The organism is Winogradskyella epiphytica (genome assembly GCF_003217215.1).
Classification (GTDB): Bacteria; Bacteroidota; Bacteroidia; order Flavobacteriales; family Flavobacteriaceae; genus Winogradskyella; species Winogradskyella epiphytica.
The window spans coordinates 12,777-34,711 of record NZ_QJTD01000005.1 but is presented as its reverse complement, the minus strand read 5'-3'; the positions used below and the strand labels follow the sequence as shown (position 1 = coordinate 34,711).

The 21,935-nt window shown below is 34.2% G+C and carries 20 protein-coding genes; 13 read left to right on the top strand and 7 right to left on the bottom strand.

Annotated elements, in window-relative coordinates; genetic code table 11:
* Positions 1 to 332 precede the first annotated feature (332 nt).
* From argS to DFQ11_RS11035, 6 genes are all read left to right on the top strand, one after another.
* On the top strand, positions 333 to 2,111 hold the full coding sequence (argS, locus tag DFQ11_RS11060) for an arginine--tRNA ligase (RefSeq protein WP_110475951.1): 1,779 nt from the start codon (positions 333 to 335) through the stop codon (positions 2,109 to 2,111).
* Positions 2,112 to 2,626: 515 nt separating this feature from the next.
* On the top strand, positions 2,627 to 3,394 hold the full coding sequence (locus tag DFQ11_RS11055; protein ID WP_146221532.1) for a helix-turn-helix domain-containing protein: 768 nt from the start codon (positions 2,627 to 2,629) through the stop codon (positions 3,392 to 3,394).
* Between the two features lie 99 nt (positions 3,395 to 3,493).
* Complete coding sequence (locus tag DFQ11_RS11050; protein WP_110475949.1) at positions 3,494 to 4,786, top strand: carboxypeptidase-like regulatory domain-containing protein; 1,293 nt, start codon at positions 3,494 to 3,496, stop codon at positions 4,784 to 4,786.
* A 319-nt stretch (positions 4,787 to 5,105) separates the two neighbouring features.
* Positions 5,106 to 6,437 carry a signal recognition particle protein gene (gene ffh / locus DFQ11_RS11045; RefSeq protein ID WP_110475948.1) on the top strand — a complete coding sequence of 444 codons (1,332 nt, stop codon included), beginning with the start codon at positions 5,106 to 5,108 and terminating at the stop codon, positions 6,435 to 6,437.
* 107 nt (positions 6,438 to 6,544) lie between these two features.
* Entirely contained in the window at positions 6,545 to 7,429 is an 885-nt protein-coding gene (locus tag DFQ11_RS11040) for a bifunctional 5,10-methylenetetrahydrofolate dehydrogenase/5,10-methenyltetrahydrofolate cyclohydrolase (RefSeq protein WP_110475947.1), read from the top strand.
* A 9-nt stretch (positions 7,430 to 7,438) separates the two neighbouring features.
* Positions 7,439 to 8,173 carry a YwaF family protein gene (locus DFQ11_RS11035; RefSeq protein WP_110475946.1) on the top strand — a complete coding sequence of 245 codons (735 nt, stop codon included), beginning with the start codon at positions 7,439 to 7,441 and terminating at the stop codon, positions 8,171 to 8,173.
* Here DFQ11_RS11035 and DFQ11_RS11030 read toward each other — a convergent pair.
* The 6 genes from DFQ11_RS11030 to DFQ11_RS11005 are packed head-to-tail and all read right to left on the bottom strand — an operon-like array spanning position 8,159 to position 12,729.
* The gene (locus tag DFQ11_RS11030; RefSeq protein ID WP_110475945.1) at positions 8,159 to 8,578 is read right to left on the bottom strand and encodes a VOC family protein; all 420 of its coding nucleotides are present in this window, start codon (positions 8,576 to 8,578) and stop codon (positions 8,159 to 8,161) included. The genes DFQ11_RS11035 and DFQ11_RS11030 overlap by 15 nt on opposite strands.
* A gap of 2 nt (positions 8,579 to 8,580) precedes the next feature.
* Entirely contained in the window at positions 8,581 to 9,351 is a 771-nt protein-coding gene (gene rluF, locus DFQ11_RS11025; RefSeq protein WP_110475944.1) for a 23S rRNA pseudouridine(2604) synthase RluF, read from the bottom strand.
* 21 nt (positions 9,352 to 9,372) lie between these two features.
* Positions 9,373 to 10,200: an alpha/beta fold hydrolase gene (locus DFQ11_RS11020; RefSeq protein WP_110475943.1), complete on the bottom strand. Its 828-nt coding sequence runs from the start codon at positions 10,198 to 10,200 to the stop codon at positions 9,373 to 9,375.
* A 2-nt stretch (positions 10,201 to 10,202) separates the two neighbouring features.
* Positions 10,203 to 10,577: a cupin domain-containing protein gene (locus DFQ11_RS11015; protein WP_110476069.1), complete on the bottom strand. Its 375-nt coding sequence runs from the start codon at positions 10,575 to 10,577 to the stop codon at positions 10,203 to 10,205.
* 41 nt (positions 10,578 to 10,618) lie between these two features.
* Entirely contained in the window at positions 10,619 to 11,173 is a 555-nt protein-coding gene (locus DFQ11_RS11010; RefSeq protein WP_110475942.1) for a hypothetical protein, read from the bottom strand.
* A gap of 14 nt (positions 11,174 to 11,187) precedes the next feature.
* Positions 11,188 to 12,729, bottom strand: coding sequence for a helicase HerA-like domain-containing protein (locus DFQ11_RS11005; protein ID WP_110475941.1), 1,542 nt, complete (start codon positions 12,727 to 12,729; stop codon positions 11,188 to 11,190).
* A 188-nt stretch (positions 12,730 to 12,917) separates the two neighbouring features.
* On the opposite strand from DFQ11_RS11005, the gene DFQ11_RS11000 reads away from it, so the two are divergent.
* The gene (locus DFQ11_RS11000; protein WP_110475940.1) at positions 12,918 to 13,550 is read left to right on the top strand and encodes a 7-carboxy-7-deazaguanine synthase QueE; all 633 of its coding nucleotides are present in this window, start codon (positions 12,918 to 12,920) and stop codon (positions 13,548 to 13,550) included.
* Between the two features lie 87 nt (positions 13,551 to 13,637).
* Here the strand turns inward: DFQ11_RS11000 and DFQ11_RS10995 are convergent, their stop codons facing one another.
* Entirely contained in the window at positions 13,638 to 14,183 is a 546-nt protein-coding gene (locus DFQ11_RS10995; RefSeq protein ID WP_110475939.1) for a DUF2911 domain-containing protein, read from the bottom strand.
* 263 nt (positions 14,184 to 14,446) lie between these two features.
* Between DFQ11_RS10995 and asnB the strand changes: the two genes are divergently transcribed.
* From asnB to DFQ11_RS10965, 6 genes are all read left to right on the top strand, one after another.
* Positions 14,447 to 16,108, top strand: coding sequence for an asparagine synthase B (gene asnB / locus DFQ11_RS10990; protein WP_110475938.1), 1,662 nt, complete (start codon positions 14,447 to 14,449; stop codon positions 16,106 to 16,108).
* Positions 16,109 to 16,223: 115 nt separating this feature from the next.
* Positions 16,224 to 16,814, top strand: coding sequence for a Crp/Fnr family transcriptional regulator (locus DFQ11_RS10985; RefSeq protein WP_110475937.1), 591 nt, complete (start codon positions 16,224 to 16,226; stop codon positions 16,812 to 16,814).
* 118 nt (positions 16,815 to 16,932) lie between these two features.
* Entirely contained in the window at positions 16,933 to 17,802 is an 870-nt protein-coding gene (locus DFQ11_RS10980) for a pirin family protein (protein WP_110475936.1), read from the top strand.
* Positions 17,803 to 17,951: 149 nt separating this feature from the next.
* Entirely contained in the window at positions 17,952 to 18,254 is a 303-nt protein-coding gene (locus DFQ11_RS10975; RefSeq protein WP_110475935.1) for a phosphoribosylpyrophosphate synthetase, read from the top strand.
* Between the two features lie 450 nt (positions 18,255 to 18,704).
* Positions 18,705 to 20,654: a DNA topoisomerase (ATP-hydrolyzing) subunit B gene (gene gyrB, locus DFQ11_RS10970; RefSeq protein ID WP_110475934.1), complete on the top strand. Its 1,950-nt coding sequence runs from the start codon at positions 18,705 to 18,707 to the stop codon at positions 20,652 to 20,654.
* A 153-nt stretch (positions 20,655 to 20,807) separates the two neighbouring features.
* On the top strand, positions 20,808 to 21,824 hold the full coding sequence (locus tag DFQ11_RS10965) for a DUF6588 family protein (RefSeq protein WP_110475933.1): 1,017 nt from the start codon (positions 20,808 to 20,810) through the stop codon (positions 21,822 to 21,824).
* Positions 21,825 to 21,935: the final 111 nt, after the last annotated feature.

The window sequence follows — 21,935 nt, the reverse complement described above, 5'->3', positions numbered from 1 at the left end:
ATGTAAGTGATTGATTTTTAATGTTTTATGTGTCGGTTGGTTTGGTTTTATATGTTTCTGATTTAAAATGCTTTATGATTTTAAAATCTTTAATTTGAGATAATTCCGAAGTTTTAAAGTGTCGTATTTAGATGTAAAAACGCTAAAAATTATTGTAAGATCATTAGTTGCGAAATTGGCCTATTAAAGTTTTCGGTTCTATCCTATTAGATTAAGAGTTTTGACCCAGAAATACAGTCTTAAATATTGCTTAATAATGTAGATTGAAGCCTAATAAAAGAATTAAACTAACTATCTTTGCCCACGTTTTTAAATACAAAATAAGACAGGATATGAATCTTCAAGAAACTTTAGAATTACATGTGAAGGCAGCGGTAAAAGCGTTGTTTGAATCGGAATTAGAATCTGTAGAATTTCAAGCCACTCGTAGGGAGTTTGCTGGTGATATTACAGTGGTTGTATTTCCAATGTTGCGTGTAATTAAAGGAAATCCTGCGGTTATTGGAGAACAAGTTGGTCAATACTTGTTAGATAATGTTGATTTGGTAAAAGGTTTTAACGTGGTTAAAGGCTTTCTAAATATTGAAATTAGTGATGCGTATTACATTAATTTCTTTCAACAGATTAAAGACGATGAAAGCTATGGTTTTTCTGAGGTGAAAGATGATAAAGCTGTTATGGTTGAGTACTCATCACCTAATACTAACAAACCTTTGCATTTAGGACATGTAAGAAATGTGTTGTTAGGTTATAGTGTTGCTGAAATTTTAAAAGCTTCAGGAAAGAAAGTTTACAAAACTCAAATTATTAACGATAGAGGTATTCATATTTGTAAAAGTATGTTGGCTTACCAAAAATTCGGTAATAATGAAGAGCCAACGGCAGAGCTAAAAGGTGATAAGTTAGTTGGAAATTATTATGTGAAATTCGATCAAGCATATAAAGCTGAAATATCAGAGTTAATGGCTCAAGGTCAATCTGAAGAAGAGGCAAAAAAGAATGCGCCCATGCTATTGGAAGCACAAGAAATGCTTATTAAGTGGGAGGCAGGAGATGAAGATGTTGTTGCGCTTTGGAAGAAAATGAACCAATGGGTTTATGATGGTTTCGATGTCACTTATAAAAATATAGGTGTTGATTTCGATACTTATTATTACGAGAGTGATACGTACTTGTTAGGAAAGGAATTTGTTTCAGAAGGATTGAGAACAGGAGTTTTCTTTAAAAAAGAAGATGGGTCTGTTTGGTGTGATTTAACCGAAGATGGACTTGATGAAAAAATAGTATTGCGTAGCGATGGCACTGCGGTTTATATGACACAAGATATAGGTACAGCTATTCAACGTATAAAAGATTACCCAGATGTTGGAGGAATGGTTTATACCGTAGGAAATGAGCAAGATTATCATTTCAAGGTGCTTTTCTTAATATTGAAAAAATTAGGTTTCGACTGGGCTAAAAATTTATTCCACTTGAGCTATGGTATGGTTGATTTGCCAAGCGGAAAAATGAAGAGTAGAGAAGGAACTGTAGTAGATGCCGATGATTTAATTCAAGAAATGGCAGATACAGCGGAAGAGATTTCTAAAGACTTAGGTAAGCTTGAAGATTATTCTGAGGAAGAAAAACAAGAGTTATATAAAACCATAGGTTTAGGTGCTTTAAAGTATTATATTTTAAAAGTAGATCCTAAAAAACGAATTCTATTCGACCCGAAAGAATCTATCGATTTCCAAGGAAATACAGGCCCGTTTATCCAATATACTTATGCTAGAATTCAATCTATCTTAAGAAAAGCAGATTCAGCTGGAAGTGATATTCCAAGTTCAGAAGAGGTGGCTTTACATGATAAAGAAAAAGAACTCATCAAGCAATTAGAGTTATTTCCAGAAGTAATTCAAAATGCTGCAGATCAACATAGCCCTGCGCTAATTGCTAATTATACTTATGATTTGGTAAAAGAATTTAATTCTTTCTATCAAAATGTATCTATTCTTGGCGCAGACACTGAAATCGAAAAAAGTTTCAGAGTAGCTTTATCTAGAACCGTTAGTCATACTATTAAAAATGCATTTCAAGTTTTAGGAATTGAGGTTCCTGAAAGAATGTAATATTATAAATTAAAGACAGGATTGAAAAAGTTCTTACTTGCGAATAGCGAGTAGGAACTTTTTGTTTTAGTTAAGTACCCTAAATGATTTTCGTACGATAGCAAATAGTCAAAAGTAAGGTGTGAAACGAGTTGAAGATTAATAGGTTACCTGTAATCAATCCTTTGGTCGCATGGAATAACTAGAAAATAAATCTTATATTGTAGTATGTAAATCTAAGCCTATTGGAAGTTGTCCGCTACATATTATTTGCACAAGTATTTGTTGCATTTTTTGTGGCAGGTGGTGTCTTTTTTAAATCTCGAAATTTAAGAAGTCTTACACTATCTTCGTTAATAGCGCTTGTTGGATTTCATATTTTATTATTCTTATTCGGCTCCGGTGAGTTAGTAAATTTATATCCTCAGTTTAAAAGTTGGTTCTATTATGAGGTCGCATTGTTGTTTGGTCCGCTAGTCTTTATTCATCTACAATGTTTAATTTTAAATAAGCGAAAGTTATATTTTATTGATCTTTTGCATCTAGCTCCTATTGTAATTTTTTGGATAGGTTATGGTGATGTTTTAATGATGGAAGGACGAATCCGCAGTCAGTATGTTATTGAACATTTTTATGATAGGACAATGACATGGAATTACTTTTTAGCTGTAGTAATGATGGTGTATTCTCTTAGTTCTTTAGTATTACTTTATGTAAAAGGAAAAGATTTAACTGCAAAACGACTTCAATATGCCGTATTTATAGTGCTGGCTTATGTGTGTTCCTCTGTACTTATTTTATATCTCACTCGTTATGCTGAAGGTTGGAGGGATTTTGCGTCTTATTATTTAGTGCTAACGCTTCTTATTTTTGGAGTGGGTTATTTCTTAATTAAGAATCCGGATTTTTTAAAACAAATCAAAAAAAAATACTTTACTTCTAATCTTAGAAAGAATGATATGAAGCGGATTCAATCTAAGATTGAAAATGCTTTTATAAATGATAAGGTATTTTTAGACGGCAAGATTAATATTTCAAAATTAAGTAAGTTATTGAATGAAAAACAGCATCATGTTTCTCAAACATTTTCGGAAGTCTTATTTGAGAATTTTAACGACTATGTGAATAGGCATCGAGTAGAGGTTGCAAAAAAATACTTAAGAGATGCATCTTATAATAATTTTAAGATTGAAGCTATAGCTAAAGAGTGTGGATTTAATAATAAAGTTACGTTTTATAAGGCATTTACGAAGTTTGCGAATGAAACACCATCGGCTTTTAGAAAGAAAAAAAAGAGTGAATAATAATTATTTTTAACGTTTTAATGTGTTGATACAGAGTTAGTTTTGCTGCTTTTGTTGTAACTTAGTAAGAGAATAAAATGTTCATTAAATCTTACTGTTATGGAAAAGTCACTCACATTAAAACATTATGCAAGTACAGTTATAGCAATGCTATTTGTGCTTTTTTCTTTAAATGCTCAAACAGGATTTACTGAGTATCACGGAAAAGTTGTCGATGGAAGAACTAATAAAGCTTTAGAAGCTGCGAGTTTAAGTATTAATAATACGAATATAAGTACCATAGCAAATTCCGAAGGAGAGTTTCTTCTCAAAGTGCCTAATAATTATTCTGATTCTAAAGTAATAGTGTCGTTTCTAGGGTATAATACCTATGTGTTACCGTTGACCGAGTTACGTGGGTCAGAACAACCTATTAAACTATATGTTGCTGTTACCGAATTATCTACGGTAAGTATTTCTGCCTTTAAGGATGCTCAAAGTTTAATTCGAAAAGTGTTCCAAGATAAAAATAATAATGCTGGTAATGAGTCTGTTTTTATGACTGCATTTTATAGAGAAACTATTAAGCGTCGAAGTCGAAATGTGTCATTAACGGAGGCAGTTGTTAATATTTTAAAGCAACCAAACTCATCAGAGCAACGTGACATTATTGGGTTAGGAAAAGCGAGAAAAAGTACTGATTATAAACGCTTGGATACCGTGTCTGTTAAACTGCAAGGAGGGCCATTTTCGACAGTCTATTTGGATATAATGAAGTACCCAGAGTATATTTTTACAGAAGAGAGTATTAACTCTTATAGGTTTACTTTTGATGAACCGTCAACAATAAATAATAGAACAGTATACGTCGTGAATTTTACACCAAAAGATAATGAGTTTAGAATAAATTATAAAGGAAAATTATTTATAGATGTAAAGTCATTAGCTTTAGTAAGTGCCAACTATGCTTTAGATGTGAGCGATAAAAGGAATACAAGAAATCTATTAGTGAAAAAGAAGCCAAGGGACGTAGAGGTTTATCCACTAGAAGCTATATATAAAGTGGACTATAAGCAAAAAGGTGATAAATGGTATTATAGTTATTCTAATTTAAGCCTCACATTTAAGGTGAGTAAAAAACGACAAATCTTTAATAAAGTGTATACTCTTTCCAGTGAAATGGCAGTGACAGATTGGGAGATTTATGGTGTAAATAAAAAAATAAAAAATAGAGATAGGCTAAGACCTTCAGTGATTATTACGGATGCAATTTCTGGTTTTTCGGATCCTGATTTTTGGGGTGAATATAATCTTATCGAACCGGATAAATCGATTCAGTCTGCTATAGATAAAATCAGAAAAAGTATTGAGAAGGAAAAACAACGTGAAGAGAAAAACACGGTTAATGGTTAGTACCGATTGAGATTTCAACCTAATTATAGAATTTATTAAAAAGTCACTCTTAGTTGGGTGGCTTTTTAATTTTTATTGAAGATGCTGTTGGGTTATATGTCAAGGTATTAGGAAGCTGTTTGACAGTGCTTGTCAAAAGGTGTGTTCAACTTTTTACGATCCAAAAGTAGTGTTCTAGATGTTGTGGTTGTGATAAACTGTTTTTTTGTAGATAAATGTAATCAACGCATTAGTAAATCCCTCATAAATTCTTAAATTTGCAACTCATTAAAATAACCCAGACTGCATAGGTGCAGACTGATAACTGAATACAAAAGACATGTTTAATAATTTAAGTGATAAGTTAGATAAAGCGTTACACGTATTAAAAGGTCATGGTAGCATTACTGAGGTAAATGTTGCTGAAACTTTAAAAGAAGTAAGACGTGCGCTTTTAGATGCCGATGTTAACTTTAAAATTGCTAAAGAATTTACCGTTCGAGTAAAGGAAAAAGCTCTTGGTCAAGATGTATTAACTACATTACAGCCTGGTCAGTTAATGGTTAAAATCGTTAAGGATGAATTAACCGAACTTATGGGCGGTGATGCCGAAGGTATTAACCTTTTTGGTAATCCTAGCGTAATTTTAATGTCTGGTCTTCAGGGTTCTGGTAAAACAACCTTCTCTGGGAAACTTGCTAATTATTTAAAAAACAAAAAAACTAAAAAACCATTATTAGTGGCCTGTGACGTTTATCGTCCTGCTGCGATTGATCAATTACATGTTGTAGGTGATCAAATTGGTGTAGAGGTTTATAGTGATAAAGGAAATACGGATCCAGTAGCTATTTCGCAAGCAGGTATTGCACATGCAAAAGCTAATGGTCATAACGTAGTAATTATAGATACCGCAGGTCGTTTAGCTGTAGATGAAGCGATGATGACGGAGATTTCTAATATTCATAAAGCAATTCAGCCTGAGGAAACACTATTTGTAGTGGATTCGATGACTGGTCAGGATGCTGTAAATACGGCAAAAGCTTTCAACGATATTTTGAATTTCGATGGTGTTATCCTTACTAAATTAGATGGTGATACACGAGGTGGTGCTGCAATTTCTATTAAATCTGTAGTTAATAAACCAATTAAGTTTATTGGTACAGGTGAGAAGATGGAAGCTATTGATGTGTTCTACCCATCACGTATGGCAGATCGTATTCTTGGAATGGGTGACGTTGTTTCCTTAGTTGAACGTGCTCAAGAGCAGTTTGATGAGGTTGAAGCGCGTAAACTTCAGAAGAAGATTGCTAAGAACCAATTCGGGTTTGATGATTTCTTGAAACAGATTCAGCAGATCAAGAAAATGGGTAATATGAAGGATCTTATTGGAATGATTCCTGGTGCTGGAAAAATGATGAAAGATATTGATATAGACGACGATGCTTTCAAAGGTATTGAAGCTATTATCCATTCAATGACTCCAGAAGAACGTTCAAATCCATCTATTATAAATGCAAGTCGTAAAAAACGTATTGGTAAAGGTTCGGGAACTTCAGTTCAAGAAGTGAATCAATTATTGAAACAATTTACGCAAATGAGTAAAATGATGAAGATGATGCAAGGTGGTGGCGGAAAACGTATGATGCAGATGATGCAGAATATGCCGAAGTAAAACTTATAAGTCGGCAGTCACAGTAAGCTGTGTTCAGTTGACATCTTTATAAAACAATCATTTATGGCTTTGGTCATTAGTACCTTCGCACAATAACAGCTACAAACATGACAATTCTTGACGGAAAAAAGGTAAGTAACGACATTAAAAATGAAATTAAAGCTGAAGTCGATAAGATGAAAGCTAATGGTGAAAAGGTACCGCATTTAGCTGCTGTTATTGTGGGTAATGATGGTGCGAGTTTAACTTATGTGGGTAGTAAGGTTAGAGCTTGTGAGCGCGTTGGGTTTCAGTCTACAATGGTGAGATTATCCAATACAACAAGTGAAATCGAATTATTGGATAAAATTGATGAGTTAAACAAGAATGATGATATCGATGGTTTCATTATTCAATTACCATTGCCACGTCAAATTAATACGCAAAAGGTATTAATGGCTGTAGACCCTAATAAAGATGTTGATGGATTTCATCCTATGAATTTCGGGAAAATGTCTTTAGATATGTCTACTTTTATTCCGGCAACGCCTTTTGGAATTTTAGAACTACTAGATCGTTATAATGTTGAAACTAAAGGAAAACATACCGTTGTAATTGGTCGTTCGCACATTGTTGGTCGTCCAATGAGTATTTTAATGGGCCGTAAAGGTTTCCCTGGTAATTCAACAGTAACACTGACGCATAGTCATACTAAAAATATCACACAGATTACTTCTCAGGCAGATATTATAATTTCAGCTTTAGGTATTCCTCACTTTTTAAAAGCTGAAATGGTGAAGGATGATGTGGTTGTTATTGATGTTGGAATTACGCGTGTCCCTGATGATACAGAAAAAGGCTATCATATCACCGGTGATGTCGATTTTGAAAATGTTAGTAAAAAAGCAAGTTTTATTACTCCAGTTCCTGGAGGAGTAGGGCCAATGACTATTGCAATGCTATTAAAGAACACTTTGTTAGCTAGAGAACAACACAGACTAAAAAAGCACTAGAATTTATTTATGAATGTATGGTTGTCGATTTCAGATATCGTTCTATCAAAAGTAACGATAGGAAGTCTTCAGCATGTTATTCCGATATTAATTGCTATTGTTTTTACAGTTGCATTTATAAAGTATGCTAATCAAAAATTAAATCTAGCTCAAAAGCAGAAGGCTGTACATTATTTAGCTTGGTTTATTTCCATTACACTTGTTAGTTTTCATGTGTACTATATAAGTTTTGGAGACTATAATTTCAAAACAGATTTACCTCTTTATCTGTGCAGCTTAATGGCCTTATTACTGCCGATATTCACCTATTATCGGAAGTATTGGATGCTAGAAATTCTAATATTTTGGATTTTAGGAGGAACAATTCAAGCTATTTTTACACCAGATATTGTAGAAGGTTTTCCGAGTTTTAATTATATAAGATATTGGGTGGTACACTTAGGTTTATTAGCCGTAATCTTCTATTTCATCTTTGTTTTTAAGATGAAACCAACACTGAAAAGTGTATTTAAATCCATCTTAGCTCTACAAGTTTATGTGTTAATTATGATGGGGTTAAACTATCTTTTAGGAGCAAACTATTTTTATTTAAGTAGAAAACCTCAATCGGCTTCATTATTAGATTATTTCGGAGAATGGCCTCACTACATTTTAGTTGGTCAGTTAGTACTTATCCCATTATTCTTGCTCATTTATTTACCTTTCTATCTTTTAGAGAGAAAAAATAGATCACTTAGTAAATAGTTGAGACATATCTTTAAAGGCTTTAAATTCTAATGCATTTCCTGAAGGGTCTTTAAAAAACATGGTGGCCTGTTCGCCTATCAGTCCTTCAAATCTAATGTAGGGTTCAATAATAAAATGAATGTCTTTCGATTTTAATAAGTCGGCAAAAGTATGGAATTGAGTCCATTCTAAAACGACGCCAAAATGCGGAATAGGAACCTCTTTTCCGTCTACTGGATTTGAAGTAACATCTGATCTGTGATTTTCTTTATAATGAATAACAAGTTGATGTCCAAAAAAATCATAATCAACCCAATGATCGCTACTTCGTCCTTCTTTAAAATTTAAGGTGTTCGTGTAGAAGTCTCTACATAACTTTGAATCATGAACAGGAATAGCTAAGTGAAAGGGTGTTAATGCCATAACTACCGTCTGTTTCTTCTCGATTTTTCTTCTTGTTCCTCCTTATAAGTTTTATCGGAGTCACTAATCAATTCGCTTAAAGTGTCAAATTCTTTTTTAGTTAATTCACGATATTTACCAACAGGAACGTCAAGTTCTATATTCATTATTCTAATTCGTTTTAGGGTTTGTACCTCGTAATTGAGATATTCACACATTCTACGAATTTGTCTATTTAGTCCTTGAGTTAGTATAATACTGAAAGTGTAGGTATCAATCTTTTTAACTTCACACTTATTAGTATGCTTATCTAATTCTTCCAAGTAGATTCCACCAGCCATTCGCTCAATAAAGGTTTGTGAAATAGGTTGGTCTACGGTGACGATATATTCCTTATCGTGATTATTACTAGCTCTAAGAATTTTATTTACAATATCACCATCGTCAGTAAGGAGAATTAATCCTTCACTTGGTTTATCTAGTCGGCCAATTGGAAAAATACGTTTAGGATAATTGATGTAATCAATGATGTTATCTTTTTCAACCCGAGTATCCGTGGTACAGACAATCCCAACCGGTTTATTAAAAGCCAGGTATACAAAGTCTTGTTTTCTTGCGCCAATAATTTCTCCGTCCACTTTAACTATATCTCCTGGAGCAACTTTAGTACCCATTTCCGGTACCACATCGTTAATAGTGACTCTTCCTGCTTCAATAAGTCGGTCGGCAGCTCTACGAGAACAGTATCCTGCTTCGCTGAGGTATTTATTTAGGCGTTTTAAATCTTGTGACATAATGTAAAAATACAATAAACTTTATGTATTAATAAATTCAATAATTTGAGGTGTTAGCGAGGGATCTTTTAATCCATGACCAAAACCATTTGTAGAAATTAATTGGGAGTTTTTATACCTATGAGCAATCAATTGCGCATCTTCGTAAGGAATAATTCGATCTTTTTTATCATGGATTATTAAACCCTTAGCGTCGATTGATTCCGTGAATTGTGCCGTTGAGAAATAAGAGACAGGTTTACCAAAGCGTTCCATAATAATTTTATCCAATTCGGATGAAACACGGTTGTTATAACCCATCATGTTCTTATATCTATCAAATACACCTGTGAAGTGAGCTGGAGCGCCAAGTAGAACCACTTTTTCAACAGATGGAAGTTCATTCTGGTATAAGGATAAAATATGAGACATGGCTCCGACAGAATGACCTATTAAGACATCTGGCTTGTATTTTTTAGCGACTACATTGATAAATTCAGCGTACATTATCGCTGTAAATTGTTTACCGCTAGATCTACCGTGTGCAGGTGCATCTAAAGAAACGATATTGTAATCTTGTGCTTTAAAATCATTTAAAATATAGCTCCATCGTGCTGTATTACTTTCCCAGCCGTGAGCAAGTAAAATGGTTTTTCCTTTTCCTGCCCATCGGTAGGTTGCAATATCCATATTGTTATAACGGATCTCGTCTTGTAAAGCGGTTTCAACAAGAAGTTTTTGATCTTCCGTATATCGTCCTTTTCTTGGAGAAGCAAATAACTTTAATGCTTTTTTAGCTGCAAATTTTGATGAAACAAAACTCGAGGCATTTACGGCACTTCCTACGGTTTTTATAACAATACTACTCATAGTTACTGGTCTTCTCTATTTACGGAATCAACAGAAAAGGCAGGTAAACAAATGGCTAAATACTCACAAGGTTCTGTAAAAGGATTAGAGTACTGAAGTCTAGTATGTTTTTCTACTTTTATAGATTGGCCAGCTTCAAGTACAATAGTTTCCCCATCAATTATAAATTGCTTTTTTCCTTTTATGATAAAGGTATATTCATCAAACTCAGGGGTTTGAAATGGTTCGGACCATCCTGCAGGTGCCACCATATGAGCAATGCTTATTTGAGAATTACCATCCGTTGCATTTCCAAAATGTTCCTTGATGATTTTTCCATCATTTGTTGGGAAAACAAAAGGGGCATTTTGAACTGTATATTTCTTTTTGTCTTGCATATCTATTATGTGTTTTACAGCAGTGGAACCTGTTTTGTGTTCTACCAATGAATTATAAAAAGCTTAATTTTAGCTTTCTCAGGAATCTGAATAGGATCAATTTGCATATCCATATCAAATCGCATACTTGCAGGAAGTTCCTTCTTATCTATTGTGAATGTCGCGTTTATTTCATCTACAGAAACAACAATCACGTTGATAAGATTATCAATTTTTGAAATTTTATAAGCGGCTTTTATGTCTTTAAAAGTGCTTAAGGTATTAATGTTTTTCTCTGTTTTATAGCGATCGTCAAAAATACGGACACTAGAAATTAAGGATGTTGAGTCTTGTCCTTTCTTTGGAGAAATGTCTAATAGCTTTTTGCCTCCTTTTTCGTAGATTTCAATATTTCCAGAAGCCATATAGGATCTTACAGCATTAAATTGAACTACTGAATCATTACTAAAAATTGTTTTCAAGTCTTTGACTTGAGTGGAGTCGGTCAGTAAACCGATATGATTCTTTTTAATTACAAATGGGTTTGGTGCTTTGTCGTTTGCACAGCTTGTAATGATAAAAGCACAAATAAGTGCTGTAAAGAAGGTATTCTTCATATAGTATTTAATATTTATTTTTTAATCATTTTACTAATAATTCCTAGTACGCCTCTTATAACGGTAGCACTGGTTAAAACCTTTACAATTGGGTTCATTTTATTGCTTCGAGTTCTTGTACTCGAAGTTCTTCTCTTGCTCTCAGCACGTTTAAGCGCTTCGTTCTCTTCTATAGCTTTTTGTTTGGCTTCCTCTTCTTCTGCTAATTTAATTTTTTCATTAAGCATTTCGTAAGCACTCTCACGATCAATGGTTTTATTGTACTTTCTTGCAAGTCGCGATTGTGAAATAAGGCTACTGAGTTCAGTTTCATTCAATATATCCATTCTACTCATTGGTGCACGGATAAGAGTTGCGGCTAAAGGCGTTGGTCTTCCTTTTTCATCTAAAGCTGAAACTAAAGCTTCACCAATACCTAAAGAGGTTAGTACTTCCGCCGTATCATAATATTCTGAATCTGGATAGTTTTGAGCGGTTAGTTTAATAGCTTGTCTGTCTTTTGCCGTAAAAGCACGTAAGGCATGCTGAACTTTTAAACCTAACTGTCCTAAAACTGCTTCGGGAACATCTGTTGGATTTTGAGTCACAAAATATAGTCCAACACCTTTACTTCGAATCAACTTTACAATACTTTCAATTTGGTTGAGTAAAGCACTTGAAGCCTCATTAAAAATTAAATGCGCTTCATCAATAAACATTATCAATTCTGGTCTTCCGCTATCACCTTGTTCTGGGAAAGTAGAATAAATTTCAGCTAATAAACTCAACATAAATGTCGAGAACAATTTAGGTCTATCTTGAATATCAGTTAATCTAATAATGTTGATATAACCACGGCCATTTTCATCTATTCGTAATAAATCTTGTGGATCGAAAGATGTTTCACCAAAGAATAAATCACCTCCTTGTTGTTCAATTTCGATGATCTTTCTAAGAATGGCCCCAGTAGATGCCGATGAAATTCTTCCGTAAGATTCTTCAAATTCTTTTTTACCTTCATTAGTCGCATATTGGAGGATTTTTTTGAAATCCTTAAGGTCTAATAACGGCAAGTGATTGTCGTCACAATATTTAAATATCACAGAAATGATTCCAGCTTGAGTTTCGGTAACGTCGAGAATTCTTGAAATTAACACCGGGCCAAATTCACTTACAGTCGCTCTCAATCGGACACCGTCTTGTTCCGACAAGGTGAGCATTTCCACAGGAAATGCTTTTGATTCGAAAGGCAAACCAATTTTTTCATGGCGCTCATCGATCTTTGCATGTCCAGGACTTGGTTTTGCTAACCCACTTAAATCTCCTTTGATGTCCATAAGTAAAACAGGAACTCCTTTTTCAGATAAGTTTTCTGCTAAAACTTGTAGGGTTTTGGTTTTACCAGTTCCTGTTGCTCCTGCAATAAGACCATGTCTGTTCATGGTTTTTAACGGAACATTTACAAAGGCATTTGTTATGGCTTCACCATCTAACATGGCAGAACCTAAGGTAATATAATCACCTTTAAACAGGTTTCCTTCAGTGATTTCTTTTACGAAAGCTTCAGTATTCTTCATTCATCAAAAAATTTGGATAAAAATAATGTAATTTTAATCAAGTAGGAAATAGTTTTCGGTATCTGTAAACCGTTTCAGTGTTTTTTTTAGCTCAATATAGTTCTGCTTATCTTAATATGAATCTTTTATAATTAGTTTAAGTATTGGAGCAGTCGAATAATGCTTACTTATTAATATATTTGCCGACTATGACAAGAAGAGAACGACAAGAGTTAATCGATAAAGGGCTATTGCTCCCATTAATGGAAGAGTTTTACACCATTCAGGGTGAAGGTTTTCATAAAGGAACGGCTGCCTATTTTATACGTATTGGTGGTTGCGATGTAGGTTGCCATTGGTGCGACGTTAAAGAAAGTTGGTTGGCCGAATTGCACCCTCCAACTGAAACTGAAAAGATTGTTGAAAATGCAGTAAAGTACAGTAACACTATTGTAGTTACTGGTGGGGAGCCTTTAACATGGGATATGGGGCCTTTAACAGCACAATTGAAAGCTAAAGGCGTTCAAACACATATAGAAACTTCTGGGGCTTATAAGCTAACCGGTGAATGGGATTGGATTTGTTTATCTCCAAAGAAAATGAAACTCCCAACAGAAGAGGTTTTAGCGAAAGCAAATGAGTTAAAATGTATAATATACAATAAAGACGACTTTAGGTTTGCTGAAGAGTATGCGGATAAAGTGAATGAGAATTGTATTTTATATTTACAGCCGGAATGGAGTAAGCGTGAAAAAATGATGCCGATGATTGTGGATTATGTGATGGCAAATCCGAAATGGAAAGTGTCCTTACAAACGCATAAGTACTTGAATATTCCTTAAACTGAATTAAGAAATAATCATAAACAGAAAAGCTTCGAACGGTATTTTATCTTTCGAAGCTTTTTGCTTTTTTAGGGAGTTGAAAGGCTATAATTTAAAAGGTATAGCAACTCTAAGTGTTCCCCAGCCTAAATGCATATTAAGTCCGTTGTCTCCTTTTTCAAAAGCTATGGAGAACGCTTCTATTGATTCTTTTCCTTCCGTAATACGAACCTTCACACGTGCTACGTCATTCTTTTCATCATAAAAATAGCTTCCCCAAACGTTGAGGTCGGAGCTAATAATTGCAGTCCATTCTTTTTCTCCTGGAATGACATAAAAAGTGTAGGTACCAGCCTTAACTTCTTTGTCGCCAAAAACCATGTCTTTGTAGAGCGTAAGTTCGGCTGCTTCATTGGCTCCAGTTCTCCATACTTCACCATTTTTTATCAAATCCTCCACAGAGCGACCGTTTAATTGTGGACGACTATAGATGATTTTTACTAATTTATTTGATTCCTTGTATGAACTTGGAAAAGAAGCTGCATCCATAGGACTTTTGTCTAAGTCTGGGAATTCTTGCGCATTTACGTTAAATGAAAATAACATGGCGCAAGCAAAGGCAATAGCGGTAATAAATTTAAATTTTTTCATAATTATACATGTTGAGTTTTATTAAAAGTAGTCATTCTAAAGTTTATTAGAGATGGATGAGGCTTAAAATTAACAGATTAAAAGTAAAATTAGATTTATGTGCTCAATGTTCTTTCGTATATATATAAATATGCGTCTATTTGTTTTATTTTGAAATCAATTAAAGATCATGTGTTTACAATATGAAAGTTTTATTTGATATTTGTCCTATAATTAGTAATAATTGGGTTACATAAAATAGCCTAAACTTAAAAGATAGATTTATGTGCGGAATAGTATGTGCGTTTGATATAAAACAAAAAGTAGAGGATTTAAGACCTCAGGTATTAGAGATGGCTAAGAAGATTCGTCATCGTGGACCAGATTGGAGTGGGATTTATAGTGACGACAAAGTTATTATGGCTCATGAGCGTTTGGCAATTGTAGATCCAGCTTCTGGTAAGCAACCTTTGTTAAGTGAAGATAAAAAATTGATTCTAGCCGCCAATGGTGAAATCTATAACCATAAAATATTAAAAACTCAATTTCCCGATTATCAGTTTCAAACTCAAAGTGACTGTGAAGTCATTTTAGCTTTATATAAAGAAAAAGGTCATGATTTTATTGATGATATGAACGGCATTTTTGGATTTGCTATTTATGATGTGGACAAGGACGAATACCTCATTGCTCGGGACCATATGGGTATTATTCCACTTTATATGGGCTGGGATCAATTCGGAACATTTTATGTGGCTTCAGAATTAAAAGCTTTAGAAGGAGTTTGTACAAAAATTGAATTATTTCCTCCAGGACATTATATGAGTAGTTCAGATGGAAAGTTAGTACAGTGGTATAAACGTGATTGGGAAGATTATGATGCGGTGAAGGAAAATGAAACCAGTATTCTAGAAATAAAACAGGCGCTTGAAGATGCTGTGCATAGACAACTTATGAGTGATGTTCCTTATGGTGTATTACTGTCTGGAGGCTTAGACTCATCCGTGACTTCTGCCATAGCAAAAAAGTATTCTGAAAGACGAATTGAAGCCGATGATAAAGAAAAAGCTTGGTGGCCACAATTACATTCATTTTCGGTAGGACTAGAAGGTTCGCCAGATTTGGCTGCGGCAAAAAAGGTAGCAGATCATATTGGAACTGTTCATCATGAAATTAAATTTACTATTCAAGAAGGCTTAGATGCCGTAAAGGATGTTATTTATCAACTGGAAACTTATGATATAACTACGATTAGAGCAAGTACACCAATGTATTTAATGGCTAGAGTTATTAAGTCTATGGGTATAAAAATGGTGTTGTCAGGCGAAGGCGCTGACGAATTATTTGGCGGTTATCTATACTTTCATAAAGCACCAAACGCGAGAGAGTTCCATGAAGAAACGGTTAGAAAGTTAAGTAAACTACATCAGTACGATTGCTTAAGAGCTAACAAAAGTTTAGCGGCTTGGGGAATTGAAGGACGTGTGCCATTTTTAGATAAAGAATTTATGGATGTAGCTATGCGCATCAACCCACAAGATAAAATGATTAACGGAGAGCGTATGGAGAAATGGGTAGTTCGTAAAGCCTTTGAAGATATGATTCCAGAAAGTGTGGCTTGGAGGCAAAAAGAGCAATTTAGTGATGGTGTAGGTTACGAGTGGATTGATACTCTAAAGGAAGTAGTGGCAAAAGAAGTAAGCGATGAACAATTGGCCAACGCAGGTTTTCGTTTCCCAATTCAAACCCCACAGAACAAAGAGGAGTATTATTATAGATCCATTTTTGAGAGCCATTTTCCAAGTGATGCGGCAGCTTTAAGTGTTCCACAAGAACCGAGTGTGGCTTGTAGTACTAAAATAGCATTGGAATGGGATGAGGCTTTTAAAAACATGAACGACCCTTCTGGTAGAGCGGTATCCAAAGTTCATGCGGTTTCGTATTAAAAGAGTTTGTGTTTAAGTTAGTTTATGTTAGTAGTAAAACGGCCAATCTAAAAATAAGATTGGTCTTTTTTTTATTACAATTTTTTAGTGTAATTTCATAATCTGAATCTAAACCATGACATTACCTAATTTTAAGAGACACCTAATTGATAAACACGGGTTGTCAGAGGAGCAGTTTGATCAAATTACTCCTTTTATTCGTACGAGAACTATATCTAAAAATAAATTTCTATTAAAAGAAGGAGAAATTGGTACTGCTGCTTTTTTTGTAGAAAAAGGCTTGTTGCGTTTATATAATGTGAATAGTGAAGGCAAAGAAAACCATCTGCAGTTTGCTGTAGAAAACTGGATTATTACAGATAGGTGTAGTGTTTATTTTCAGGAGCCTTCAACATCTAATATTGATGCTTTAGAGGACACCTTAACTGTTTTATTAGATGATGAACTTGTGAGTGAAATCACCAAAGTAAATTCAACATTTAGAGAGCAAAACGAAATCTTATTGCAAAATCATATCCGTCATTTATACAGAAGGATAAGCTCACTAATAGGGTCGTCAGCCAAAGTTCGTTATATTGAATTTGCTGAGACTTATCCAGAACTCATGCAAAGAGTACCACAATGGATGATTGCTTCTTACCTAGGAATAACTCCTGAAAGTCTAAGTCGTGTGCGTAAAACACTAATGGATGAAAGTTACAAATAGAGTATATTTTATATTCGATAAAACTACCGCTTCAATATAAAGAATGCTATTTACTTGTTTATTTCGTATCTTATAACATTACTGTCTTTTTACAGTAACCTTATAAAAATGATTTGAAATGAAAATAAGATCTATAGAAAAAGTAACAAAACCTGGTACTCCACATTTTGTTGGTGATGGGTTTCGAGTGCATAATTTTATACCAGGAACTTCAACAATGAAACGAATGGATCCTTTTATTATGTTGGATTATAATTCGAAGTATACTTTTCCCCCAACTGATAAACCAAAAGGAGTTGGAGTGCATCCTCACAAAGGATTTGAAACAGTTACTATTGCTTATAAAGGAAGAGTAGAGCATGGAGATAGTGCTGGCGGAGGTGGTGTTATTGGTGAAGGTGATGTGCAGTGGATGACAGCGGCTTCAGGTATTTTGCATAAAGAGTTTCATGAAACTGAATGGAGTAAAACTGGAGGTGAATTTCAGATGGTCCAATTATGGGTAAATCTAACTGCAAAGGACAAATTAGGTCCACCGAAATACCAAGCCATTTCAAATGCTGAAATTAAAAGAGTGGCCTTACCTGATGAAGCAGGAACGGTTGAAATTATTGCAGGAGATTTTAATGGGCAATCAGGACCAGCTTCAACTTTTTCGTCTATACATATGTATAATGTGAGATTGAAAAAAGGAAGGAGAACTAGTTTAACTTTTCCTAGACATTATACGACCTCAATATTAATGGTAGAAGGGAATGCAAAGGTGAATGATACTACAGAAGTTTTAGAAGACCATTTCGCTTTATTTAGTTCAGATGGCGATACATTTAAAATTGAAGCATTAAGCGATTCTATTATTTTAGTTCTAAGTGGTGAACCGCTGAATGAACCTATTGCGGCTCATGGTCCTTTTGTGATGAATACGCAACAGGAGTTAATAGAGGCCTTTCAGGATTTTAATTCGGGGAAATTTGGTCATTTCGAGTAGTGGAAAATTATATAAAAAGCAGTTCAAAATATGAGCTGCTTTTTTTGTATCTTTAAAAGAGGATTTTGGAGTTTAAAAGTTTGAAACTTAATGTTCTATGTTTTGAAAAATTAATTTGACTACTACGAGAAATTTAAAATATAAATGCTATGCGTGATTGTGATACATTAAGTGAAAGTATGAATGCTCTTAGAGAGGAAGGTTATACTGTAGATTTTAATTTAGATAAGAATTGTTTAATCTGTGCAGATGGTCGTTATAGATTAATGCCTGATGAATTTAATATTGATAAGTACTTTCGGTTTGAAGGCATGACTGATCCTGGTGACGAGAGCATCTTATATGCGATTTCATCTGAAAAACATAATATCAAAGGGGTATTTGTAAATGGTTATGGAATTTATAGTGATGCTATAGCTAGTGAAATGATAGATAAATTGAAAGTTCATTAGTAATAATCTTCATTCTTTCTTCTCGAATTCTGATTAATCCAGACCAATTTCAATCGGTATTTTGACGTTTTTTCGTCGAAAAACTAGGTTTCCTAAATTCAGCATAATTTCAAAATATCACTTTTACGAGGTTTTTAGTTTGTTCGATTCATTTGATCTAATAAAAAATAGGTGAAATTTAATTTAAGGCTATTTTTAAGCGATTTAAGGCATTTTTAAATAATTAACAAATGTTGATAATTTATCGCTTGAATCGATGAAAAGCTTTTAAAATGCATCAGATTTTCGTATCTTTGTTAGTGTTGGAAGTCCCGATTAATACGGGATTTTTTTATGTGAATCACATTCCGATTTTTTTAAGATTAATCAAGATAAATTTGGACCGTTGATTCAGACCGTTGAAGAGCGGAAACAACAAATAATTTAAAATTAAACAACAAACGTTTTATAATGAGCGAAAAAAGAGAAGAATTTAACAAGGATAACTATTCAGCGGATAGTATTCAGGCCCTAGAGGGAATGGAGCACGTGCGTATGCGTCCTTCCATGTATATTGGAGATACTGGAGTCAGAGGGTTGCATCACTTGGTGTATGAGGTTGTAGATAACTCTATTGATGAGGCCTTAGCTGGACATTGTGATAATATTAGCGTTACAATAAATGAGGATAACTCAATTACTACGGAAGATGATGGTCGTGGTATTCCTGTAGACTTACATAAGAAAGAAGGTGTTTCTGCATTAGAGGTTGTAATGACTAAAATTGGTGCAGGTGGTAAATTCGATAAAGATTCTTATAAAGTTTCTGGTGGACTTCACGGTGTAGGTGTAAGTTGTGTTAACGCACTATCTGATCATTTAAAAGCCACAGTTTATAGAAAAGGTGAAATATGGGAGCAGGAATACGAAAAGGGAAAACCTATGTATCCTGTAAAGAAAATTGGTGATACGGATAAAAGAGGAACAATTGTTACCTTTAAACCAGATCCAGCAATTTTTACTCAGACTTTAGAGTATAGTTACGAAACTTTAGCCAGTAGAATGCGTGAATTGGCTTACCTGAATAAAGGGATCACAATTCACTTAATTGATAGACGACACAAGAAAGAAGATGGTTCTTTTGAAGGTGAAACATTCCATTCAGAGGAAGGTCTTAAAGAATTTATCAAGTTCTTAGATGGAAACAGAGAGCCTTTAACCAGAGAAGTTATTGCTTTTGAAGGTGAAAAGAATGGAGTTCCAGTTGAAGTAGCAATGGTGTACAATACGAGTTATGCTGAAAACTTACACTCGTACGTAAACAATATTAATACGCATGAAGGTGGTACTCACTTATCAGGATTCCGTCGTGGATTAACGCATACACTTAAGAAGTATGCCGATGAATCTGGAATGTTAGACAAACTGAAGTTTGATATTGCAGGAGATGATTTTCGAGAAGGTTTAACAGCTATTATTTCTGTAAAAGTTCAGGAACCACAGTTCGAAGGTCAAACAAAAACCAAATTAGGAAACCGTGAAGTTTCAGCTTCTGTGAGTCAGGCTGTATCTGAAATGCTTACCGATTATTTGGAGGAACATCCAGAGGATGCTAAGATTATTGTTCAAAAAGTAATCCTTGCAGCTCAAGCACGTCACGCAGCACAAAAAGCTCGTGAAATGGTTCAGCGTAAAACTGTAATGAGTATTGGAGGATTACCTGGAAAATTATCTGACTGTTCAGAACAAGATCCTTCAAAATGTGAAGTATTCCTTGTCGAGGGGGATTCGGCAGGTGGTACTGCAAAACAAGGACGTAATAGAGAGTTTCAAGCTATCTTACCATTACGAGGTAAAATTCTTAATGTTGAAAAAGCAATGTCTCATAAGGTTTTTGAAAATGAAGAGATCAAGAACATTTATACGGCCTTAGGTGTAACCATAGGTACAGAAGAAGATAGTAAAGCTCTTAACTTATCTAAATTACGTTATCATAAAGTAGTAATCATGTGTGATGCCGATATCGATGGTAGTCACATTGCTACACTTATTTTAACGTTCTTCTTTAGATACATGAGAGAACTTGTTGAAAACGGACATATCTATATCGCTACACCTCCTTTATACTTAGTTAAAAAAGGAGCTAGAAAGCAATATGCTTGGAGTGATGAAGAGCGTGATAAAATTATTGAAGAGTATGGCGATGGAGCAAAAATCCAACGTTATAAGGGTCTTGGAGAAATGAACGCGGAGCAACTTTGGGATACGACAATGAATCCTGAATTTAGAACCATGCGTTTAGTTCAGATCGAAAACGGCGTTGAAGCAGATCGAGTGTTCTCAATGTTAATGGGAGACGATGTTCCGCCACGTAGAGAGTTTATTGAAAAGAACGCTATTTATGCAAATATTGATGCGTAAATAGGTTTGACTAATTCAAAATATTAAAAGCAACTATATAAATTATAGTTGTTTTTTTTGTGTTCTAATAGAGATGAATTGCAATAATTATCGATAAAACACATTATATTAGATGCTTTTAGTACATTTACCTAGAATCATAATTAGCACCTCATGAAAATATTAATCACAGTACTAGCTTGTTTATTAATTACAATTGAGTCAACAGCACAAAATGATATTGATGTATTGCTTGCTGCAGGAATAGAAGATGCCGAGCATTTCGCTAATGATTATTTAACACCTGGTTCTAATGGAATTATGCATAGTATGAATGCTAACTGGTTTAACTCGGCAAAAGCAAAACCGCTTGGTGCTTTCGAAATTTCAGTTATAGTTAATGCATCTTTGGTTAAGGATGAACATAAAATGTTTCATCTAAATACGGCAGATTATAATAATGTTCAATTTGTTCAAGGACCGATTTCTCAGATGGTATCATCTGTATTAGGAGAAAATGATCCAGAAATATTTGTTGAGGTAGAATACGACGATCCTATTTTTGGGACACAAACTACCCAATTCGAATTGCCACAAGGAATAGGTGAAAGTAGTAGAAATCTATTACCGACTGCCTTTATACAAGGGGCATTGGGATTGAGTAGCGGTTTAGAGTTAAAAGCCAGATTTGTTCCTAAGATAGATACTGATGATGTGAGTTTAGGAATGTACGGCGCAGGATTGCAAATGGAGTTTACAGAATGGCTTCCTGCGAGTAAAATGTGGCCTATTGCTATATCAGGATTGATGGCTTATAATCATTTAGATGGTTCCTATGATATAACAGGTTCATCGGGAATTGAAGGGGAAAATCAACGAATAGAAAATGATACAAATACTTGGTTGTTTCAGTTTGTAGCTTCAACCAAGTTGCCGGTCATCAATTTTTATGGAGGTCTTGGCTATATTAAGGGTAAATCTGAGTCAGATTTATTAGGAAGCTATAGAGTTACTAATGGAATTCTAACCACAGAAACAATTGTAGATCCCTTTTCAGTCTCAAGTGAAGTTTCCGCAGTTAGAGCTACTATTGGAACAAAGTTGAAATTAGGGTTCTTTAGACTTAATGCCGAGTATCATCTATCTGAGTATGATGCGTTTTCAATAGGGGTTAATTTTGGAATGAGATAAAAATTTAAACAGTTTATAATCTAAAAGGCATAAGATTTACTCTTGTGCTTTTTTCGTTAACAGTATTTTTATTCGTAATTTTGCAATCGTTTTAAATACATAGTTTCACAT

Excerpts from the sequence above, each read along its gene's own strand:
- argS (WP_110475951.1), top strand. The coding sequence starts at position 333 with ATGAATCTTCAAGAAACTTTAGAATTACATGTGAAGGCAGCGGTAAAA.
- DFQ11_RS11050 (WP_110475949.1), top strand. The coding sequence starts at position 3,494 with ATGGAAAAGTCACTCACATTAAAACATTATGCAAGTACAGTTATAGCA.
- ffh (WP_110475948.1), top strand. The coding sequence starts at position 5,106 with ATGTTTAATAATTTAAGTGATAAGTTAGATAAAGCGTTACACGTATTA.
- DFQ11_RS11040 (WP_110475947.1), top strand. The coding sequence starts at position 6,545 with ATGACAATTCTTGACGGAAAAAAGGTAAGTAACGACATTAAAAATGAA.
- DFQ11_RS11035 (WP_110475946.1), top strand. The coding sequence starts at position 7,439 with ATGAATGTATGGTTGTCGATTTCAGATATCGTTCTATCAAAAGTAACG.
- DFQ11_RS11030 (WP_110475945.1), bottom strand. The coding sequence starts at position 8,578 with ATGGCATTAACACCCTTTCACTTAGCTATTCCTGTTCATGATTCAAAG.
- rluF (WP_110475944.1), bottom strand. The coding sequence starts at position 9,351 with ATGTCACAAGATTTAAAACGCCTAAATAAATACCTCAGCGAAGCAGGA.
- DFQ11_RS11020 (WP_110475943.1), bottom strand. The coding sequence starts at position 10,200 with ATGAGTAGTATTGTTATAAAAACCGTAGGAAGTGCCGTAAATGCCTCG.
- DFQ11_RS11015 (WP_110476069.1), bottom strand. The coding sequence starts at position 10,577 with ATGCAAGACAAAAAGAAATATACAGTTCAAAATGCCCCTTTTGTTTTC.
- DFQ11_RS11010 (WP_110475942.1), bottom strand. The coding sequence starts at position 11,173 with ATGAAGAATACCTTCTTTACAGCACTTATTTGTGCTTTTATCATTACA.
- DFQ11_RS11005 (WP_110475941.1), bottom strand. The coding sequence starts at position 12,729 with ATGAAGAATACTGAAGCTTTCGTAAAAGAAATCACTGAAGGAAACCTG.
- DFQ11_RS11000 (WP_110475940.1), top strand. The coding sequence starts at position 12,918 with ATGACAAGAAGAGAACGACAAGAGTTAATCGATAAAGGGCTATTGCTC.
- DFQ11_RS10995 (WP_110475939.1), bottom strand. The coding sequence starts at position 14,183 with ATGAAAAAATTTAAATTTATTACCGCTATTGCCTTTGCTTGCGCCATG.
- asnB (WP_110475938.1), top strand. The coding sequence starts at position 14,447 with ATGTGCGGAATAGTATGTGCGTTTGATATAAAACAAAAAGTAGAGGAT.
- DFQ11_RS10985 (WP_110475937.1), top strand. The coding sequence starts at position 16,224 with ATGACATTACCTAATTTTAAGAGACACCTAATTGATAAACACGGGTTG.
- DFQ11_RS10980 (WP_110475936.1), top strand. The coding sequence starts at position 16,933 with ATGAAAATAAGATCTATAGAAAAAGTAACAAAACCTGGTACTCCACAT.
- DFQ11_RS10975 (WP_110475935.1), top strand. The coding sequence starts at position 17,952 with ATGCGTGATTGTGATACATTAAGTGAAAGTATGAATGCTCTTAGAGAG.
- gyrB (WP_110475934.1), top strand. The coding sequence starts at position 18,705 with ATGAGCGAAAAAAGAGAAGAATTTAACAAGGATAACTATTCAGCGGAT.
- DFQ11_RS10965 (WP_110475933.1), top strand. The coding sequence starts at position 20,808 with ATGAAAATATTAATCACAGTACTAGCTTGTTTATTAATTACAATTGAG.